General features: G+C 71.1%; 15 protein-coding genes. 1 reads left to right on the top strand and 14 read right to left on the bottom strand.

Translation table 11 applies throughout. From position 1 onward, the window contains the following. Positions 1-11: 11 nt before the first annotated feature. Positions 12-629 carry a winged helix-turn-helix transcriptional regulator gene (locus tag ACTWPP_RS01430; RefSeq protein ID WP_443102178.1) on the top strand — a complete coding sequence of 206 codons (618 nt, stop codon included), beginning with the start codon at positions 12-14 and terminating at the stop codon, positions 627-629. Here the strand turns inward: ACTWPP_RS01430 and ACTWPP_RS01425 are convergent. The 14 genes from ACTWPP_RS01425 to ACTWPP_RS01360 all read right to left on the bottom strand — a co-directional run bounded on the left by ACTWPP_RS01425 (position 626) and on the right by ACTWPP_RS01360 (position 14,598). Further along, positions 626-1,318, bottom strand: coding sequence for a GTP-binding protein (locus ACTWPP_RS01425; RefSeq protein ID WP_443102177.1), 693 nt, complete (start codon positions 1,316-1,318; stop codon positions 626-628). The genes ACTWPP_RS01430 and ACTWPP_RS01425 overlap by 4 nt on opposite strands. Continuing rightward, positions 1,299-1,721 (bottom strand): DUF742 domain-containing protein, encoded by a 423-nt coding sequence (locus ACTWPP_RS01420; protein ID WP_443102176.1) that lies wholly within the window; start codon positions 1,719-1,721, stop codon positions 1,299-1,301. Before ACTWPP_RS01420 ends, ACTWPP_RS01425 begins: the two co-directional genes overlap by 20 nt. Positions 1,722-1,727: 6 nt before the next feature. After that, complete coding sequence (locus tag ACTWPP_RS01415) at positions 1,728-2,147, bottom strand: roadblock/LC7 domain-containing protein (protein WP_443102175.1); 420 nt, start codon at positions 2,145-2,147, stop codon at positions 1,728-1,730. Further along, complete coding sequence (locus ACTWPP_RS01410; RefSeq protein WP_443102174.1) at positions 2,144-4,957, bottom strand: nitrate- and nitrite sensing domain-containing protein; 2,814 nt, start codon at positions 4,955-4,957, stop codon at positions 2,144-2,146. The genes ACTWPP_RS01415 and ACTWPP_RS01410 overlap by 4 nt, the downstream gene beginning before the upstream one ends. 218 nt (positions 4,958-5,175) lie before the next feature. Further along, complete coding sequence (locus tag ACTWPP_RS01405) at positions 5,176-5,523, bottom strand: hypothetical protein (protein WP_443102173.1); 348 nt, start codon at positions 5,521-5,523, stop codon at positions 5,176-5,178. Between the two features lie 44 nt (positions 5,524-5,567). Further along, positions 5,568-6,077 carry an ATP-binding protein gene (locus ACTWPP_RS01400; RefSeq protein WP_443102172.1) on the bottom strand — a complete coding sequence of 170 codons (510 nt, stop codon included), beginning with the start codon at positions 6,075-6,077 and terminating at the stop codon, positions 5,568-5,570. Between the two features lie 162 nt (positions 6,078-6,239). After that, complete coding sequence (locus ACTWPP_RS01395) at positions 6,240-6,821, bottom strand: PadR family transcriptional regulator (protein ID WP_443102170.1); 582 nt, start codon at positions 6,819-6,821, stop codon at positions 6,240-6,242. Positions 6,822-6,906: 85 nt separating this feature from the next. Then, positions 6,907-8,898, bottom strand: a complete 1,992-nt coding sequence (locus tag ACTWPP_RS01390; RefSeq protein ID WP_443102168.1) for a fatty acyl-AMP ligase — start codon at positions 8,896-8,898, stop codon at positions 6,907-6,909. Between the two features lie 6 nt (positions 8,899-8,904). Continuing rightward, the gene (locus ACTWPP_RS01385; protein WP_443102167.1) at positions 8,905-10,767 is read right to left on the bottom strand and encodes an acyl-CoA dehydrogenase family protein; all 1,863 of its coding nucleotides are present in this window, start codon (positions 10,765-10,767) and stop codon (positions 8,905-8,907) included. A 15-nt stretch (positions 10,768-10,782) separates the two neighbouring features. Then, positions 10,783-11,220, bottom strand: a complete 438-nt coding sequence (locus ACTWPP_RS01380; RefSeq protein WP_443102166.1) for a nuclear transport factor 2 family protein — start codon at positions 11,218-11,220, stop codon at positions 10,783-10,785. Positions 11,221-11,251: 31 nt separating this feature from the next. Continuing rightward, positions 11,252-12,208, bottom strand: coding sequence for an SGNH/GDSL hydrolase family protein (locus tag ACTWPP_RS01375; protein WP_443102165.1), 957 nt, complete (start codon positions 12,206-12,208; stop codon positions 11,252-11,254). A gap of 34 nt (positions 12,209-12,242) precedes the next feature. Continuing rightward, a complete protein-coding gene (locus ACTWPP_RS01370; protein ID WP_443102164.1) occupies positions 12,243-12,866 on the bottom strand; it encodes an SGNH/GDSL hydrolase family protein in 624 nt (207 codons plus the stop codon). Beyond that, positions 12,866-13,123: an acyl carrier protein gene (locus ACTWPP_RS01365; protein ID WP_358451604.1), complete on the bottom strand. Its 258-nt coding sequence runs from the start codon at positions 13,121-13,123 to the stop codon at positions 12,866-12,868. Before ACTWPP_RS01365 ends, ACTWPP_RS01370 begins: the two co-directional genes overlap by 1 nt. Positions 13,124-13,575: 452 nt before the next feature. Next, positions 13,576-14,598: a sulfotransferase family protein gene (locus tag ACTWPP_RS01360; protein ID WP_443102163.1), complete on the bottom strand. Its 1,023-nt coding sequence runs from the start codon at positions 14,596-14,598 to the stop codon at positions 13,576-13,578. Positions 14,599-14,967 lie beyond the last annotated feature (369 nt).

Raw genomic sequence — 14,967 nt, 5'->3', positions numbered from 1 at the left:
ATAGTGGAGGGGTGACAATCGCACTTGAGGGGCACTTCGCCGACCGCGACGCCTGGTCGATGCAGAACTGCCCGGTCGCGAGGACGCTCGCCGCGCTCGGCCCGCCGTCGGCGGTGCTGGTGCTCAGCGAGGCCTACTTCGGGACCAACCGTTTCGGCGACTTCGTCCGCAACCTCGCCATGACCGAGTCCGCCGTGACCGCACGCCTGCGCCACCTCGTCAAGGCCGGCCTGCTCAGCCGGGAGCCCTACCAGGAACCGGGGCAGCGCACGCGCTACGAGTACCACCTGACGAAGATGGGCCAGGACCTCGCGCCCACCCTCGTCGGGCTCATGGAATGGGGCGAGACGTACCTGCCCGGCGACGAGGGACGCCAGGTCATGCTGACGCACGCCGGCTGCGGCGAGGCCGTCACGGCGCAGGTCAGATGCACGGACGGCCATGACGTCGGGGTGGACGAGATCATCATGGGCCCGCCGATGCCCGACGAGAGCCCGAACGGCGGCGACCCGAACGGCGGCGACCCGGCCCGCGCCGGCCGGGCCGCCGGCCGCCCGCCCGCCGACGCCCGGACCGATGACGCCCGGACCGGCGAAGCGCGGGCGGGCGGCGGTCAGGGCGGCGGTTAGTTCTCCGGGGTGGGGGCGGGGGTCCGCCAGGACCGGGTGCTCGTGGACGGCGGGCCCCCGGCGAGCCGCAGCGCGTGCTCGACCAGCGAGACCAGCACCTGTTTCGCCGACACCGTCCGGCGCGCGTCGCACAGCAGGACGGGCACGTGCGGGTCGATGTCCAGCGCCATCCGGATCTCGGGCGGGTCGTAGCGGTCGGCGTCGTCGAAGCAGTTGACGGCGACGACGAACGGCGTGCCCTTCTGCTCGAAGTAGTCGATCGAGGCGAAGCTCGCCATCAGCCGCCGCGTGTCGGCCAGCACGACCGCGCCGAGCGCCCCGCGCGACAGCTCGTTCCACATGAACCAGAACCGCTCCTGGCCCGGCGTCCCGAACAGGTAGATCGCGACGCCGTCGCGCAGCGTGATGCGGCCGAAGTCCATGGCCACGGTCGTGGTCGTCTTGGAGCCGAGGCCGTCGAGGTCGTCGACGCCGACGCTCGCGTCGGTCAGCGCCTCCTCGGTGCGCAGCGGGCGGATCTCGCTGACCGCGCCGACCATCGTCGTCTTCCCGACGCCGAACCCGCCGGCGACGAGGATCTTCAGCGCGACGCGCGGGCCGTCCGCCCGTTCGTCGTGGGGCTCCGCCCCGCTCTCGTCTCGTGCGGAGTCCGTGGCGTCGGGCGGGGGATCAGAGCGCGCGGAGTTCATCGAGCACCCTCCTGAGCAGGTTCGCGTCGGTGTGCGGCTGGACGTACTGCTGACCGGACGGCGTGGACCACCGCTGGACGTCCACGAGGCCCGAGTCGAGCAGGTCGCCGGCCAGGACCCGGATCACGCCGAGCGGCAGGTCCAGGTCCGAGGCCAGGTCGGCGAGGGCGTGCGGGCGCCGGCACAGCGTCAGCAGGCGGCGCTGCTGGCGCGACAGCCGGCCGGGCTCGGCGGGCCGCCGGCCGGTCGCGACGAGGATCGCCACGATGTCCAGGGGCTCGCCGCGGGGCTGGGTGCGGCCGCGGGTGACCGCGTAGGGGCGGACGACGGGTCCGGCGGCGGCGTCCAGCCACCGTTCCCGGCCGGGCCCCCGCGGGGCGCCGGGCGTGTCGGTCGGGTCCATCGCGGGTCACCTGGGCCCGGGCCCGGGCCCGGCCCGTCTGAGCCCCGTGGACAGCTGCCGGCCGACGCGCTTGACCAGCATCGTCATCTCGTAGGCGACGAGACCGGCGTTGGCGCCGACCTCGCTCAGCAGGGCCAGGCAGCTGTTGGCCCCGGCGGGGACGACGAAGAACAGGCCCTCGTCCATCTCGATGAGCGTCTGCCGGACCTCGCCGGAATCGAGCTGCGGCTTGGCCCCGATCGCGAGGCTGTGGAACCCGGCGGCGAGCGCCGCCAGGTACTCGGCGTCCTCGCGGCCGACGCCCCGGGACATGCCCATGACGAGCCCGTCCCGCGACAGGACGACGACCTTGCGGATCTGCGGTACCCGGTCGACGAGATCGTCGAGGAGAAAGTTCAGCTCGGCCGCGACTCCCTGCTGGGTCATGATCTTCCCTCCATGCCGTCCGCGGGTCCCTCGTCCTCGTCCCTGCCGCGGAGCCATCCCGCCTGCAGGGAGGCGAACAGGTCCCGGGACGCCTCCGCTGAACGTTCCTCCCAGGCTGCGACGGCGTCGTCCTGGGCTGATGGCGCGGCGAACGGCTGCTCGTCGCGGAGTTGCGGCGCCAGGTTCCCGCCGCGCACGCGGCGCGGCAGCGGGGCGCGCCCGCCGGGCCCCGCCTGGGCCTGCGCCTCACCGAAGGACGCGGGCGCCGCGTGCCCGGTCCCGCCCGGGTCCTGGCCGTACTGCCCGGGACCCGCCGCCTGGAACGGGCGCGTCGCGTCGAACGCCGGCGGCGCCTGCCCGTACGGCGGTGTGCCGTAAGAGGACGACGGCGGGGTCCCGTACGACGGCGGGGTCTCGTACCCGTCGTACGACGGCTGATCCTGGAAGGACGCCGGTGCGTTGAACCCCACCGTCGCGTCATGTCCCGGCCGATCCTCGAAGGACGCCGGCGTTTCGGGCGGCGCGGCGCCGCCCTGTGCCGGCGCCGCGTCGTAGGTGGGCGCGGAGGTGTCATAGGTAGGCACGGTCGTGTCATAGGCGGGCGCGGACGTGTCGTACGTGGGCGCGGACGTGTCATACGTCGGCGCCGATGTGTCGTAGGTCGGCGCGGACGTGTCGAAGGGCGTCGGCGCGTTCAGCATCGCGGTGGACGAGGACGCCGACGGGGTGGGCCACGACTTCATCGACCCGTTCCCGGAGGAGGCGCCGTTCTCCTGGACGGGCCTCGGCCGGGTGACGGGGACATCACCGGCGGCGCCGTCCTCGTCGTCGGGCTGGTCGGCGTCCACGATCAGCTGGCGCGGGATCAGCACGACGGCGCTGACACCCCCGTACAGCGACGGCTGCAGCGCGACCCTGATGCCGTGCCGTCCGGCGAGCCTGGACACGACGAACAGGCCGAGCCGGTCGGTGACGGCCAGGTCGAACTCGGGCGGCCGCGACAGCCGCAGGTTGAGCGCGTCCAGTTCGGCCTGGTCGAGCCCGATGCCGCGGTCGATGATGTCGACGGCGAACCCGTTGGCGCCCATCTCGCCGCGGACCAGCACCTCGGTGGGCGCGGGCGAGAACACCGTCGCGTTCTCGATCAGCTCGGCGAGCAGGTGGATGATGTCGGCGACGGCCTCGCCGATCACGGCGGCCTGCCCGGACATCACGACGACCTCGACGCGCGTGTAGTCCTCGACCTCCGCGATCGCGGCGCGCAGCACGTCCTCGACGTGCACGGGACGGCTCCAGCCGCGGCCGGGGGACGTCCCGGACAGGATGACCAGGCCCTCGGCGTGCCGGCGCATGCGGGTGGTGAGGTGGTCGAGGCGGAACAGGTCCTCAAGGGCCTTCGGGTCGGACGCGCCGCGCTCCATCTCGTCCAGCATGCGGAGCTGGCGGTGCAGCAGCGACTGGCTCCGCCACGCGACGTTGAGGAACACGCGGCTGATGCCCTGCCGCAGGTACGACTCCCGCACGGCCGTCTCGATCGCGGTGTGCTGCACCTTCGTGAACGCGTCCCCGACCCTGGCGACCTCCCGGCTCTTGCCGATGACGAGCGGCGGCGCCTCGGCGGCCACGTCGACCTCTTCGCCCCGGCGCAGCCGGGCCACCACGCCGGGCAGCCGGTCCTCGGCGAGGTTCAGCGCGGCGCGCTGCAGCCCGCGCAGCTCACGCGACAGGCTGCGGGCCGCCAGCAGCGACAGGATGATCGACGCGACGACGGCGAGCAGCCCGAACCCGCCCGCGAGGACGAGCCGCATGATGATCTGCTCACCGATCGGCTCGGCCATCTCGTTGAGCGCCAGGCTCGCCTGGGTGATCTTCTGCGCCCAGGCCTGCGACAGCAGCTGCGTGGTGGCCTGCCACTGCGCTGCCTCGGGCGGCAGCTTGTTGTCGCGGACGTCGACGATCGCGGTCTCGGCCGCACGGAACCGCTTGAACTCCTCGGACGAGGCGAGCTGCTGCAGCGGCCCGCGGATCTGGCCGTTCAGGTCGGCGAGACCCGCCTCGAACTGCCGCCGCCCCTCGGCCGCCCACTGCACGAACGCGGTGTGCTCGGCCGGGGTGAGCCGCCCGTTGCGCGCCATCGCGGCGGTGACGAGGGAGTCCTCCCGCAGCATGGTGGCGCGGGCGTTGCCGATGCTGATCAGCGCGCGGCCCTGCGTGAGGATCGCGACGTCGTTGACCGTCACCAGGCCGTTGAAGACCTTGATGACCTCGTCGAGGACGGCGCTGTAGGAGTTGATGACCTCCAGCGGCTCGGCGCTCCCGGAGTCGACCTGGGCGCGCAGCTCGGGCAGCGTGTCCAGGGCCTTGATCGCGACGGCCAGCCGCTGCTTCGTCTCGGGTTCGGCGGCGTCGCGCGCCTCGGGCGACAGCGCGGTCCTGCGGAAGGACGCCTCCACGGCGCTCACACGTTTGCGCTGGCCGCCGAGCTTCTGCTTGGCCTCGGCGTCGCCGGTGCTGAGCGCGACGACGCTGAGGGACCGTTCCGCCTGGAGCTGGTTGACCAGGTAGATGCCCGGAAGGCCCATCTTCTCGTACGTCGTGGAGAAGTCGTACTTGTCGAACGCGTCGCCGAGCGTGATGTTCGCGGCGAACGCCCACAGGGTGATGAGGGAAACCAGCGGAACCAGCAGAAGGGCCGTGATCCGCAGGCGTATGGGACGTCTCCGCCGGCCTTTGCGGGCGGACGCGTCGTCCGGGGGTTTGCTGTTCGAGGCGGCCGCGTAGGGGTCCGCCGGCCGACCTTCGGCGACCATCAGATCACAACCTCATGCGGGGGAACGGGCGCGGTTCAGGGCCCGTGTACTCGGTCTCTTCGTCTTGGTCGTGCGCTGTCTTGCCGTGCGCTCGTCTTGGTCCTGCGCACGTCTTGGTCCTGCGCACGTCCTGGCCGTGCGTTCGTCTTCGGTCCTGCGCTCGTGCTCGCCGATGCCGCCGTGCGGGCCGCCGTGCAGGGCGGCCGTGCGGGCGCGGGTCAGGACCGCGCCTCGTCCATGGCCGCGCGGGCCACCAGCCCGCGGAGCCGGCTGGTGATCATGGAGACGGCCTGCGCGTGCCCGCGCACGGCCTTCTCCCGGGTCGTGTACTGCCCGATGTCGGCGTGCATCGTGGTGTCGGACACGATCGTCTGCCACAGCAGTGGCCGTCCGTTCGCCGCGAGCCCGAGATCGATCACGGTGAACCAGGTCGAGACGACCACGACGACGCCGCCGACGCGGATGACGTCCTGCGCGAGCAGGCGTCCCCGCACGTCGAGCAGCAGGCGCTGGGCCTCCTCGGCTGTGGCGCGATTCCCGTCCGAGCGGTAGTAGTCAACGGACATGGCGCGCCTCCCATCGCCGAACCGGGGATCTGCGAGGGGAAGGCTCAGTGTCCGGAGTGTTCGTCCCGCGGCCAGGCCCGCACTTCGCACCACACCGACTTTCCGGACGGTGTGTGGTCGGTGCCGTGCCGTTCGGCCATGACCGCGACCAGGAACCAGCCCCGTCCCGTCTCCTCCATGAGGTCGACCGGACGCTGCCGCGGAACGGCGGCGCTCTGGTCGTGCACCTCGATGCGGAGCCGGGTGCCGGTGCGCAGCATCTTCAGGCACAGCGCGGAGCCGGGGACGGTGGCGTGCCGGACGGCGTTGGTGACGAGTTCGGAGACCAGGACCTCGGCGTCGTCGGCGATGTGGCCGACTCCGGAGGCGGTGCCGACGGACCGGCTGAAGCGCCGCGCCCGCGGCACCGACGCCCGTTCGGCGGGCAGTGTCAGCTCGCCCAGCAGGGTCGCGGCGGGTTCGTCGATCGTGGACAGTCCGTGCGGTGCGGTGCCGTTGTGGGGGGACGGGGCCAGGGTGCTAGGGAGTTCGATGGTGTGGTGTTCGCCCGACATGATGGACGCCTCCTTGACTAAGGCGTGTTGTCCCGATCCAGCCCTGCCGGGATGCGGGGCTGGGGAGGGCGCGGGGGGTTGGTGCCGGTGCCGCCGCCGTTCGGGCATGCGGCGGCACGGTGCCGGAGGGGATGGCGGCCGCCGGTGCGTGGTGCAGTTCGGTCATGACGGCTCGCCCCCCTCGGCCTGAGTGCCCGCCCTGGCTCGCAGCAGCCGGGCGGTACTGGTGAACCATTCGTAGTTCTCCTGCTCGAAACGCAGGCCGCGCAGGCACGTCAGATACGGGCCCACAGGGGTACCGGTCCGCAGGAACGTCTCCTCGTCCAGGTCGCCGCGCAGGTGCTTCAGGGTGTGCTCGAAGACCTCGACCTTGGCGGCGGAGGCCACCGCCCGGTCCTCGAGCTGCGCGATGACGGATTCGGCGGAGATGTGATCCACGGCCTGCACCATGACGAGCAGGTTCTCTCGGATGATCCCTGGCTTGGCGGGGGACGTCGCGAACCGTTCGAGCTCGGCGACGCCGGCCTGCGTGACGGTGTACACCCGCTTGTTGGGGCGGTCGTGCTGGATGATCTGCCGTCCGCTGATCAGGCCTTCGGTCTCCAACCTCGACAGCTCCGAGTAGAGCTGCTGCGGTACGGCATGCCAGAAGTTGGAGACCGACAAATCGAAGATCTTGGCCAGCTGGTAGCCGCTGTACTCGCCATCGAGCAGCGCCGCCAGCACCGCGTGACGTAGCGCCATCGGCCTTCTCTCCCCGCCTTGACTCAGGGTTGTGCCGACGGTAGCAGACAACGACATGATTAGTCATGCTTTTGACTAGGATTGGTTAGGGCGAATTTTCCGGTTCACCGAAACTCCCATGGCCGGGCGCCGGTGACCCCGGGACCGGTGCCCCGGGGGCCGGCGACCGGACGCTCACCGGCGGCCGGCGCAGCGCGGCGACGCCCGGTTCGAGGTCGCCGGCCAGCTCGGTGATCTCCCCGCTGAGGAACGCCCGCCGGGTCAGGCGGCGCTGCATCTTCCCGCTCGTCGTCCGCCGCACCGTGCCCCGCCCCGACAGGACGACGCTCAGCGCGGGCAGCTCGAACGCACGGGCCACGCGGGTCTTGATGAGGGACGCCAGCTCGTCCAGCGGCGTTCCCGCGGCGGCCCTGGTGCTGATCTCCTGGACGATGACGACCTGTTCCCTGCCGTCGTCGGGCACGCCGCCGCCGGCGAACGCGTGATCACCGGCGAACGCGGGGTCGACGACGAACGCCGCGCCGATGAGGGCGGCGCCGTGCGCGTCCCGCGCGGCCTCCTCGATGTCGTGGGCGTGGATGTTGCGCCCGTTGACGATGATGAGGTCCTTGAGCCGCCCGGTGACGTACAGCTCGCCGTCGGCGAGGAAACCGAGATCGCCCGTCCGGAGGTAGGGGCCGCCGCCCTCGGCGGTGCGGGCCTCGAATCCCTCACGGGTCTCCTCCGGGCTGCGCCAGTAGCCGCGGGCGACGCTGCCGCCGCCGACCCAGATCTCGCCCACACGCCCCTCTGGCAGCCGCACACGCGTCGCGGGATCGACGACGCGGACGTCCAGCGACACGGGGCACCCGCTGCTCACCAACCGCCGCACCCCGCCCCCGTCCTTCCCGCTGCCGCGGTTGTTTCCTGGGGCACCGTTGTTTCCGCTGCCGCCATTGTCTCGGGGGTCACCGCCGGCGCCGCCCGGTTCGTCGTGCGGGACGGCGGTGTCGCGGGTGAGGGCCTCGGCGTCGAAGTCGCGGATGACCGGGCCGCCGCCGAGGGGCGCGGCGGTGATGAGGAGGGTCGTCTCCGCCATCCCGTAGCACGGCATCCACATCTCGGGGCGGAACCCGATCGGGGCGAAACGCTCGGTCACCCTCTCCAGCGTCGCGGCCCGGACGGGCTCGGCGCCGTTCTTGACCACGCGCAGGGACGACAGGTCCAGGCCGTCCATCTGGCGGTCGGTGACGCGGCGCAGGGCGAGCTCGTACCCGAAGTTCGGCGCGACCGTGATCGTGCCCCGGTAGCGGGTGATCAGCTCCAGCCACAGCACCGGACGCTTGATGAACGTGATCGGCGAGGTGAACACGTAGCGGCAGCCGAGGTAGAGCGGCTGGAGGAACTGCCCGACCAGGCCCATGTCGTGGTAATGCGGGACCCAGCCGACCCCGACCGTGTCGGGTGTCCCCTCGATGCGCCGTTTGATCTCCTCACCGTTGCTCAGCAGGTTCCCGTGGGTGACCATCACGCCCTTCGGGTCGCTGGTCGACCCGGAGGTGTACTGGAGGAAGGCGAGGGTGCCGGGGTCGAACTCGGGTGCCGTCCAGCCGTCCGGGTCGCCGCCCGGGTCGCCGTCCTCCCCGGCCCCGCCGCTCTGGGTGTCCAGGCAGTGGACGCGTCCCTTCAGGCCGGCGTCGTCCAGCCACCCGTCGAGCGTGCCCCGGTGGGCGGTCTCGGTGAGGATCAGCGTGATGTCGGCGTCCTCGATGATCCGGCGGGTGCGTCCGAACCGTCCCGCGTCCAGGTCGGGCAGGGGCGCCGGGACGGCGATGACCCGCGCGTACAGGCAGCCCATGAACGCCGTCAGGAACTCAAGCCCTTCCGGATACAGGAGCAGGACGGCCCTGTCGCGCAGGCCGCGCGCCTCCAGCCGGCAGGCCAGCGCACGGGCCTTCCGGTCGAGTTCGGCGAATCCGAGCACGTTCTCCTTGTACTTCCGGCCCGGTTCCTCACTGATGAAGGTGAACGTCCGGTCGTCGCCCTGCTCCTGAATGTTCTCCCGGACGAGCGACACGAAATCCCTGTGCGCGCGCATGGGCCGTCACTCGTCTTCTGCCAGCGACAGCAAGGAGAACCAGCGGCGCTCGTCGAAGCTGCGGAACATCGCGCCCTCCAGCGACGGGAGGAACTCCTCGGACAGGACGGTGTCGGGCTGCGCGCGCTGCAGCAGGCGTTGCAGGCACAGCACGAGCCACTGCCCTTCGGCGAACGCCCCGCCGAACTCGTGCCGGTTGTGCAGCCACGTGAGGCAGCACGAGATCATCGCGTGCAGCTCGCAGTACCGCTTGGCGCGAGCCAGCGCCGCCACCGAACCGGTGTCGCCCTCGCTCGCCCGGATGCCCTCGTCCACCTTGGCGCGCAGCCCGCCGATGCTGGACATCAGGTCCTTCAGCTCCGCCGCGACCCCGGGCGCCGCGTGCGCGTTCGCCGCCGACAGCAGTTCCTCGGAGATCTCCTCGAACCGCTGCCCGACCTCGTCGCGGCCCTCGTTGGTGAGCTGCAGCATCCGGCCGTCCGGCTCCCACGCGGGCGGCGTCCTCGTCCAGCAGAACAGGTCGGCGAGCAGTTCCTCCTCGCCTCCCGTCTCCTCCGGCGGCTCGATCAGATAGGGGAGCTGCCCGGCGACGTTGGCGAGGTTGACGTGCGTGGTCCCCTCGAAGATGCTCGCGATCGCGTGGTCGCGCTGAAGCTTCTGGAACACCCCGTGCGCCACGCCCTCACGCAGGTAGCCGCGCGCCGCCAGCACGGTCCCGATGCTGGCCACGACCTCCTCCCCCAGAACGGGGACGAAGTACTTCACGATCGACGACCACAGGCTGAGGCGTCCGGGCGCGACCGTCAGGCAGCGCGTCACCGGGATCGCCACGCACTCGGCGATCAGCAGATCGAGGTGCGTCTTGACGAGATGGTCGCGGATCACGGGGATCTTGTAGATGTCCGACCCGTACAGCGTGCGCTGGTGCGAGTACTCCATCCCGATGCGCACCACGGCGTCCATCGTCCCGACCGACAGCGCCGCGATCGCCGTCCTGGTGATCTGCAGCGTCTTCAGCGTCTGGACGAGCCCGGACCCGCGCCGCCCGATCACCCGGTCCGCCGGGATCCGGGCACCGACGAACGCGACGCCGCTCAGGTCGTGGCCGCGCAGCCCCACCGTCCGCACCGGCGGCAGCGCCGCCCACATGTCCGGTTCGAGTTCCTCCTTGTCGACGAGGATGAGCGAGAAGTCCCTCGTACCGGTCTTGGCGTAGGTGGTGACGAACCGCCCGCGGGTGGCGTTGCCGACCGGCCATTTCGTCCCGGTCAGCAGCAGCTCGTCCCCGCGGATCTCGGCCTCCGACTCCGACGCCATCACATCGCTGCCGTGATCGGCCTCCGAGACGCCGAAGCAGGCCAGATCGCCGTTCAGCACCCCGTCCGCCACGGTCCTGCGCTGCCACCCGTCGCCCCAGAGCCAGACCGGGTTCACCGCCAGCAGCCCCGACCCGTACATCACCGCGACGGTGACGCTGCGGCGCGAGATGCCGCGCGTGACGAAGAACAGCTCCTCCAGCGTCGTCAGCCGGCCGCCGAGCCCGACCGGCACCAGATACTTCGGGAAACCCCAGGCCCGGACGGCGTCGACCGCGCCCGGCGGCAACTCGTCGCGCTCCTCGGCCTCAACGATCGCCTTGTAGGAGAACGGCCCGGCCTCGTCGTCCATCGGGTCGCCGAGATAGCCGTCCAGATCGGCGGCGATCCGGTGCGCCGGAGACAACTCGGCACGTCCGGCACGCACGGCGGGCGCCGGACGCGCGGAGTGCGCCGGGCCCACGGGGTCTGCCTGACCTGCGGGGTCTGCCTGGGTCACGGGCTCCGCGGGGCGTGCGGCACCTGCGGGGTGCGCGGGGACCTTACTGTCCATCTCTCTTTCCACTCCCTATAGCTGGGCGGTGTCGGACGGGCCCCCCGGTCCCTCCGCTCCCTCCATCCGCCTCCCGACCACGCGGGCGAGCGTCATCGCCGCGGGCAGGGGGCGGACCATCACGGTCAGGCCGGTGACGAGGCCGGTGTCGCCGAACCTGAGCAGATCGAGTCCCTGGACGACCTTGCCCATGACCCGGGCGTCGAAGATCAGCGCCTGGGCGGGCCCGGCTCCGCCGGGGCCGTCCGGTGCGCGGCTCACCAGCTCGTCGGTGTAGTGGAAGTCCTCGAAGACCTCCAGCAGCACACCGAGCAGCGCGGCGACGGCGTCGCGGCCGTGGTACGGCTTCACCATCACCGGGCTGTGGAACTCGATTTCGGGATCGAGCGCGCTGGTGATCGCGGAGAGGTCGTGGGCCTCCACCGCCTTTCGGAACGTTCCGGGAACCGTCACCTGAGCTGTCCCTTCGCTTGCCGTGGGCCGGTCAGTTCACCGTCCGGGGCGGGACGGTGCCGGCGGGGGGCGTGCTCTCGGCGGAACCGGCCTCGGTGCCGGCCCCGGGGTCGGGGCCCGGCGCCGGGGCCGGTGTCGTGGTGATGGCGGGAGCGGTGGCGGGGGCGGGGGCGGCGGCGCGGGCGAGATCCTCGGCCCAGGCCCGGTAGCCGTCGGGGGACGGGTGGAAGCCGTCGGAGGCGAAGAGCCGGCGGTCGCGCGCCATCGCCTCGTCCATGGGAGCGTGGACCGCCCCGCCCGCCCGGGCCGCGTCGCGCATGATCCGGTCCATGGTGCGCGCCCGCGCGCCGAGGAAGAGGCGCAGCGGCTGCGGGATCGCCGGGAACCGGTGGACGGGCGGCATTCCCGCGACGACCAGGGTCGCGTGCGCGTACCTGCCCTGCAGGACGGCGATGAGCTCGGCCATGTCGTCCGTCCACCGCCGCAGCGGGCGCCGCCGGATCAGATCGTTGATCCCGACGGTGACGACCACGAGGTCGGGGCTCACGCCGCCGGCGGCCGGATCACCGGGTGATGCGCCTGCCTGGGCCGGGGCTCCGTGGGACGATCCGTTGCCGGACGCGCCGTTCACCGGTGGGACGAGCCCGGTCACGACCCGGTGGGCCGTGGCGCCGTTCTCGCCGTTGACCGACCACGCCACGCTTCTGCGCAGGCGCTCCCTCAGCGCCTCGGCGAGGAAGCCCGGCAGCGCCTGCGCATGCTGGGACGCCCCGACTCCCACGGCGGTGGACTCGCCGATCACCACGACCCGGTACGCGGGCCCGGCACCGGGATCCGCGCCGGGAACGAAGCCGTACTCGTCCCCGGTCGCGGGGGCGAGCCGGGGCGTCCGGCGCGCCGTCCGCCATGCCTGGACGGCCAGGACCGGCGCGAGCGGAATGAGCATCATCGACTGGGGGACGCGGGCGAAGGTGAATGGTCTCTTCATCTCTATCCCAGACTTGTGCGGTGGCCCCCGAGGCTCAGATGGCCCGCTCGCCGAGCAGGCTTCGTGCGATGTGCGCGATCACCTCCGCCACATATGCGTGTCCTCTCGGGTTCAGGTGGATTCCGTCGGCACTCCACATCGCGGGGTCAGCGACTTTCGCCACCGTTTCCCGCGCGGGAAACGGTATTCCGAACTCGCGGGCGGCGCGGCCGAGCTCTTCGTTGAAGTCGTGAATGCGCTGCACGGTCCGCTTCTTGCGGAACTGCGACATCGGGGCGAGGTCGAGCAGCGGGGGCCGGGGCACCGGAATCGCCAGCGCGACCGCGCCGCGCTCCCGGGCCCAGCCGAACAGCTCGTTCAGCCGGTCCGCCGCGTCCGCCCGCTCGAAGCCGCGCAGCGCGTCGTTCATGCCGCAGCCGAGCACGACCAGGCCCGGCCGCAGGTGCCGGACGGCGGGCAGCTGCTCGCCGGCCACGTCCTCGATCGTCGCACCGGGGTCGGAGACGTTGAGCATCTCCTCACGGGAAACGCCCAGCTCATGGGCGAGCCGACCGGCCCAGCCGAGCCACCCGCCGGCCGGGTCCGGGTCGTTCTGGCCCTCGGCCACGCTGTCGCCGAGCACCACCATGACGGGCGCGCCGCCCGGCCGGCCGCCCATCACGCGACGAGTTCGAGCAGGTAGTCGGTGAGCGCGGTCACCGTCTCCCTGCGCCGGGCCTCGGCCACGTCGACCTCGACCTGCAGGTGGTCCTCGATGTCGCTGATGATGCTGATGGCGTAGACCGAGTCGACGCCATAGCGGGCCAGTTCGACCCCTGGATCGATGTTTTCGGCAGGCCTGTCGAGGTAGAAGGCGATCCTGTCAAGAAGCCACGATTGCAACTCGCCGTGGGAAATTGTTTCCGATCGGGTCACCGCACTCCTCCTTATGTAAGAGGATCATCGAATCAATCGCGATAGCTATCGGAAGACGAGCAACACGCAAGATACAGGCAAATGGATGATGTGTCTCAGATCCGGATGTGAACGATCGGACACAACCATGTCTCTGTTTCGTAAATTAAGTCAGTGATACGGTAAAACGGCGCCATGTTACCGATGGGTAACCACTTCCGTTAAGGGACCCACCCGCAGCACGACGGGAAACCGGCATACCCGCCAGTCCCACCGATCCGTTCCTCCCCGCGGACCTCACGACGGCACGCGACCTGCGTCGTTCCCCAGCAGGTCCGCCCCGGGCGGGCAGCGGCCGGCCACCGCACTCCGGCACGTTCCATGAGAATTTCGGTCAACCACTCAGACCCACCCATCACGGGCAAGCCAGGTCCTTCTTCCCCCGCGGCAAGACGCACCTGTCTCCGGCGGAGTCAGCCCTCGTCAGACGTGCCGTCCACCGGCACCGGCCCGTCCAGCAGCGAGACGACGGGATTGGGGTCGCGGGTCTGCACGAGCCGGTCCAGCACCGCGTGCGCATGCCGCGACCGCCACCGGTGCGCCGCGAGCCGATGGAACGTGGCGAGGTGCGCGGCGGACGGACGCGACACCCCCGACAGCGTGTAGCCGTGGTCCACCAGCCGGGAGGCGAGGACGTGCTCGACGAGATCCGCCTCCCAGTCCTCAAGGCGGTCACGCCACGCCCCCACGTTGCGGGTGTTGGGCGCCTCGTGCGTACGGAGGTGCCACTTGCGCGCGGACGGCACCGTCTTGCGGGCATGCTCGTACGCCTTGGTCATCGCGGGGTCGTACTCCTCGCCGAGGAACTCGCACAGCGGCTTCAGCGCGTCCTCCGGCTGGGCGACGAGGTCTTCGTAGTGGAACTCGTAGAAGGTGTCCGGGCCGAGGCGTTCACGGAGGCGCTTGCCCGTGTCGACCGCCTCCCGCCAGGTCAGCGCGGCCGAGTACGTGTCGCCGTGGTACCAGGGCATCTTCTTCAGCGAGCTCACGGCGTCCCGTCCGTCCCGGACGAGGTGGATGAACTGCGCGTCCGGGAACATCCGCCTGAGCATCGGCATCCGGCGGAAGTAGCTCGGGCGCTTGTCGCCCCAGCGCGGCTTGCCGTGCTCGCGCGCGTACGCCCGGAAGATGATCGCCAGTGCGGACCCGAGCGTCGGGGGCCCGTGCACGATCTCCTCGATGATGTCCTCCGCGTCCAGCTTGAGGACGTGGAACTTGGTGTCCCTGCCCTTGGCGATCCACTCGGCCAGCTTGCGCCGGTTCTCTTCCAGCTCCAGGTCACCGAAGGTGTGCCGCACCTCGTAGGAGGTGTGCACGAACCTGGTCTCGGACGGGAACGCGATGCGCGGGTGCGAGTGCAGCATCTGCTGGAGCAGCGTCGTTCCCGAACGGGGGCAGCCGATGACGAAGATCGGCCGGCTGGTCTGCGAAGTCATGGCGCGCCAAAGTACGCCGGTTGTCTGAGCCGAACCCCAAAGCCACCTCAACGCAACCTGAAAGTTCGTCCAGACCTGACCCGCCCATGCTAGACATCCGCCCACCACACGGCGCAACCCCCACGGGGAACCGGGGAGGTCGGGGAGAGTGAACGCCAGGGAGCGGGCGGTGACGGCGGCCGATCCGGCAGAAGACTTCCCTCAATGAGAGAAATAAGCTAAGGTAATGACTGGTGTGCCGGGAAGCCTGGTCGGCGAGACAGCATATGTCTGCGACCAGGAGGTTTGATGACTCCCCGGCACTTTTTGTGTGCGCCGCCTCCGACGCCGCGCGCTTCCGCCCCGCTGTACGGCCTGATCATCATGGCC

It is taken from the genome of Actinomadura sp. 3N407, assembly GCF_052245875.1.
In the GTDB taxonomy this organism is placed as follows: Bacteria; Actinomycetota; Actinomycetes; order Streptosporangiales; family Streptosporangiaceae; genus Spirillospora.
The sequence above is the reverse complement of the archived record's forward strand: the minus strand, read 5'-3'. Positions and strand labels throughout refer to the sequence as shown.

Excerpts from the sequence above, each read along its gene's own strand:
- ACTWPP_RS01395 (WP_443102170.1), bottom strand. The coding sequence starts at position 6,821 with ATGGCGCTACGTCACGCGGTGCTGGCGGCGCTGCTCGATGGCGAGTAC.
- ACTWPP_RS01425 (WP_443102177.1), bottom strand. The coding sequence starts at position 1,318 with ATGAACTCCGCGCGCTCTGATCCCCCGCCCGACGCCACGGACTCCGCA.
- ACTWPP_RS01375 (WP_443102165.1), bottom strand. The coding sequence starts at position 12,208 with ATGAAGAGACCATTCACCTTCGCCCGCGTCCCCCAGTCGATGATGCTC.
- ACTWPP_RS01370 (WP_443102164.1), bottom strand. The coding sequence starts at position 12,866 with ATGGGCGGCCGGCCGGGCGGCGCGCCCGTCATGGTGGTGCTCGGCGAC.
- ACTWPP_RS01400 (WP_443102172.1), bottom strand. The coding sequence starts at position 6,077 with ATGTCGGGCGAACACCACACCATCGAACTCCCTAGCACCCTGGCCCCG.
- ACTWPP_RS01390 (WP_443102168.1), bottom strand. The coding sequence starts at position 8,898 with ATGCGCGCGCACAGGGATTTCGTGTCGCTCGTCCGGGAGAACATTCAG.
- ACTWPP_RS01420 (WP_443102176.1), bottom strand. The coding sequence starts at position 1,721 with ATGGACCCGACCGACACGCCCGGCGCCCCGCGGGGGCCCGGCCGGGAA.
- ACTWPP_RS01415 (WP_443102175.1), bottom strand. The coding sequence starts at position 2,147 with ATGACCCAGCAGGGAGTCGCGGCCGAGCTGAACTTTCTCCTCGACGAT.
- ACTWPP_RS01405 (WP_443102173.1), bottom strand. The coding sequence starts at position 5,523 with ATGTCCGTTGACTACTACCGCTCGGACGGGAATCGCGCCACAGCCGAG.
- ACTWPP_RS01410 (WP_443102174.1), bottom strand. The coding sequence starts at position 4,957 with ATGGTCGCCGAAGGTCGGCCGGCGGACCCCTACGCGGCCGCCTCGAAC.
- ACTWPP_RS01360 (WP_443102163.1), bottom strand. The coding sequence starts at position 14,598 with ATGACTTCGCAGACCAGCCGGCCGATCTTCGTCATCGGCTGCCCCCGT.
- ACTWPP_RS01385 (WP_443102167.1), bottom strand. The coding sequence starts at position 10,767 with ATGGACAGTAAGGTCCCCGCGCACCCCGCAGGTGCCGCACGCCCCGCG.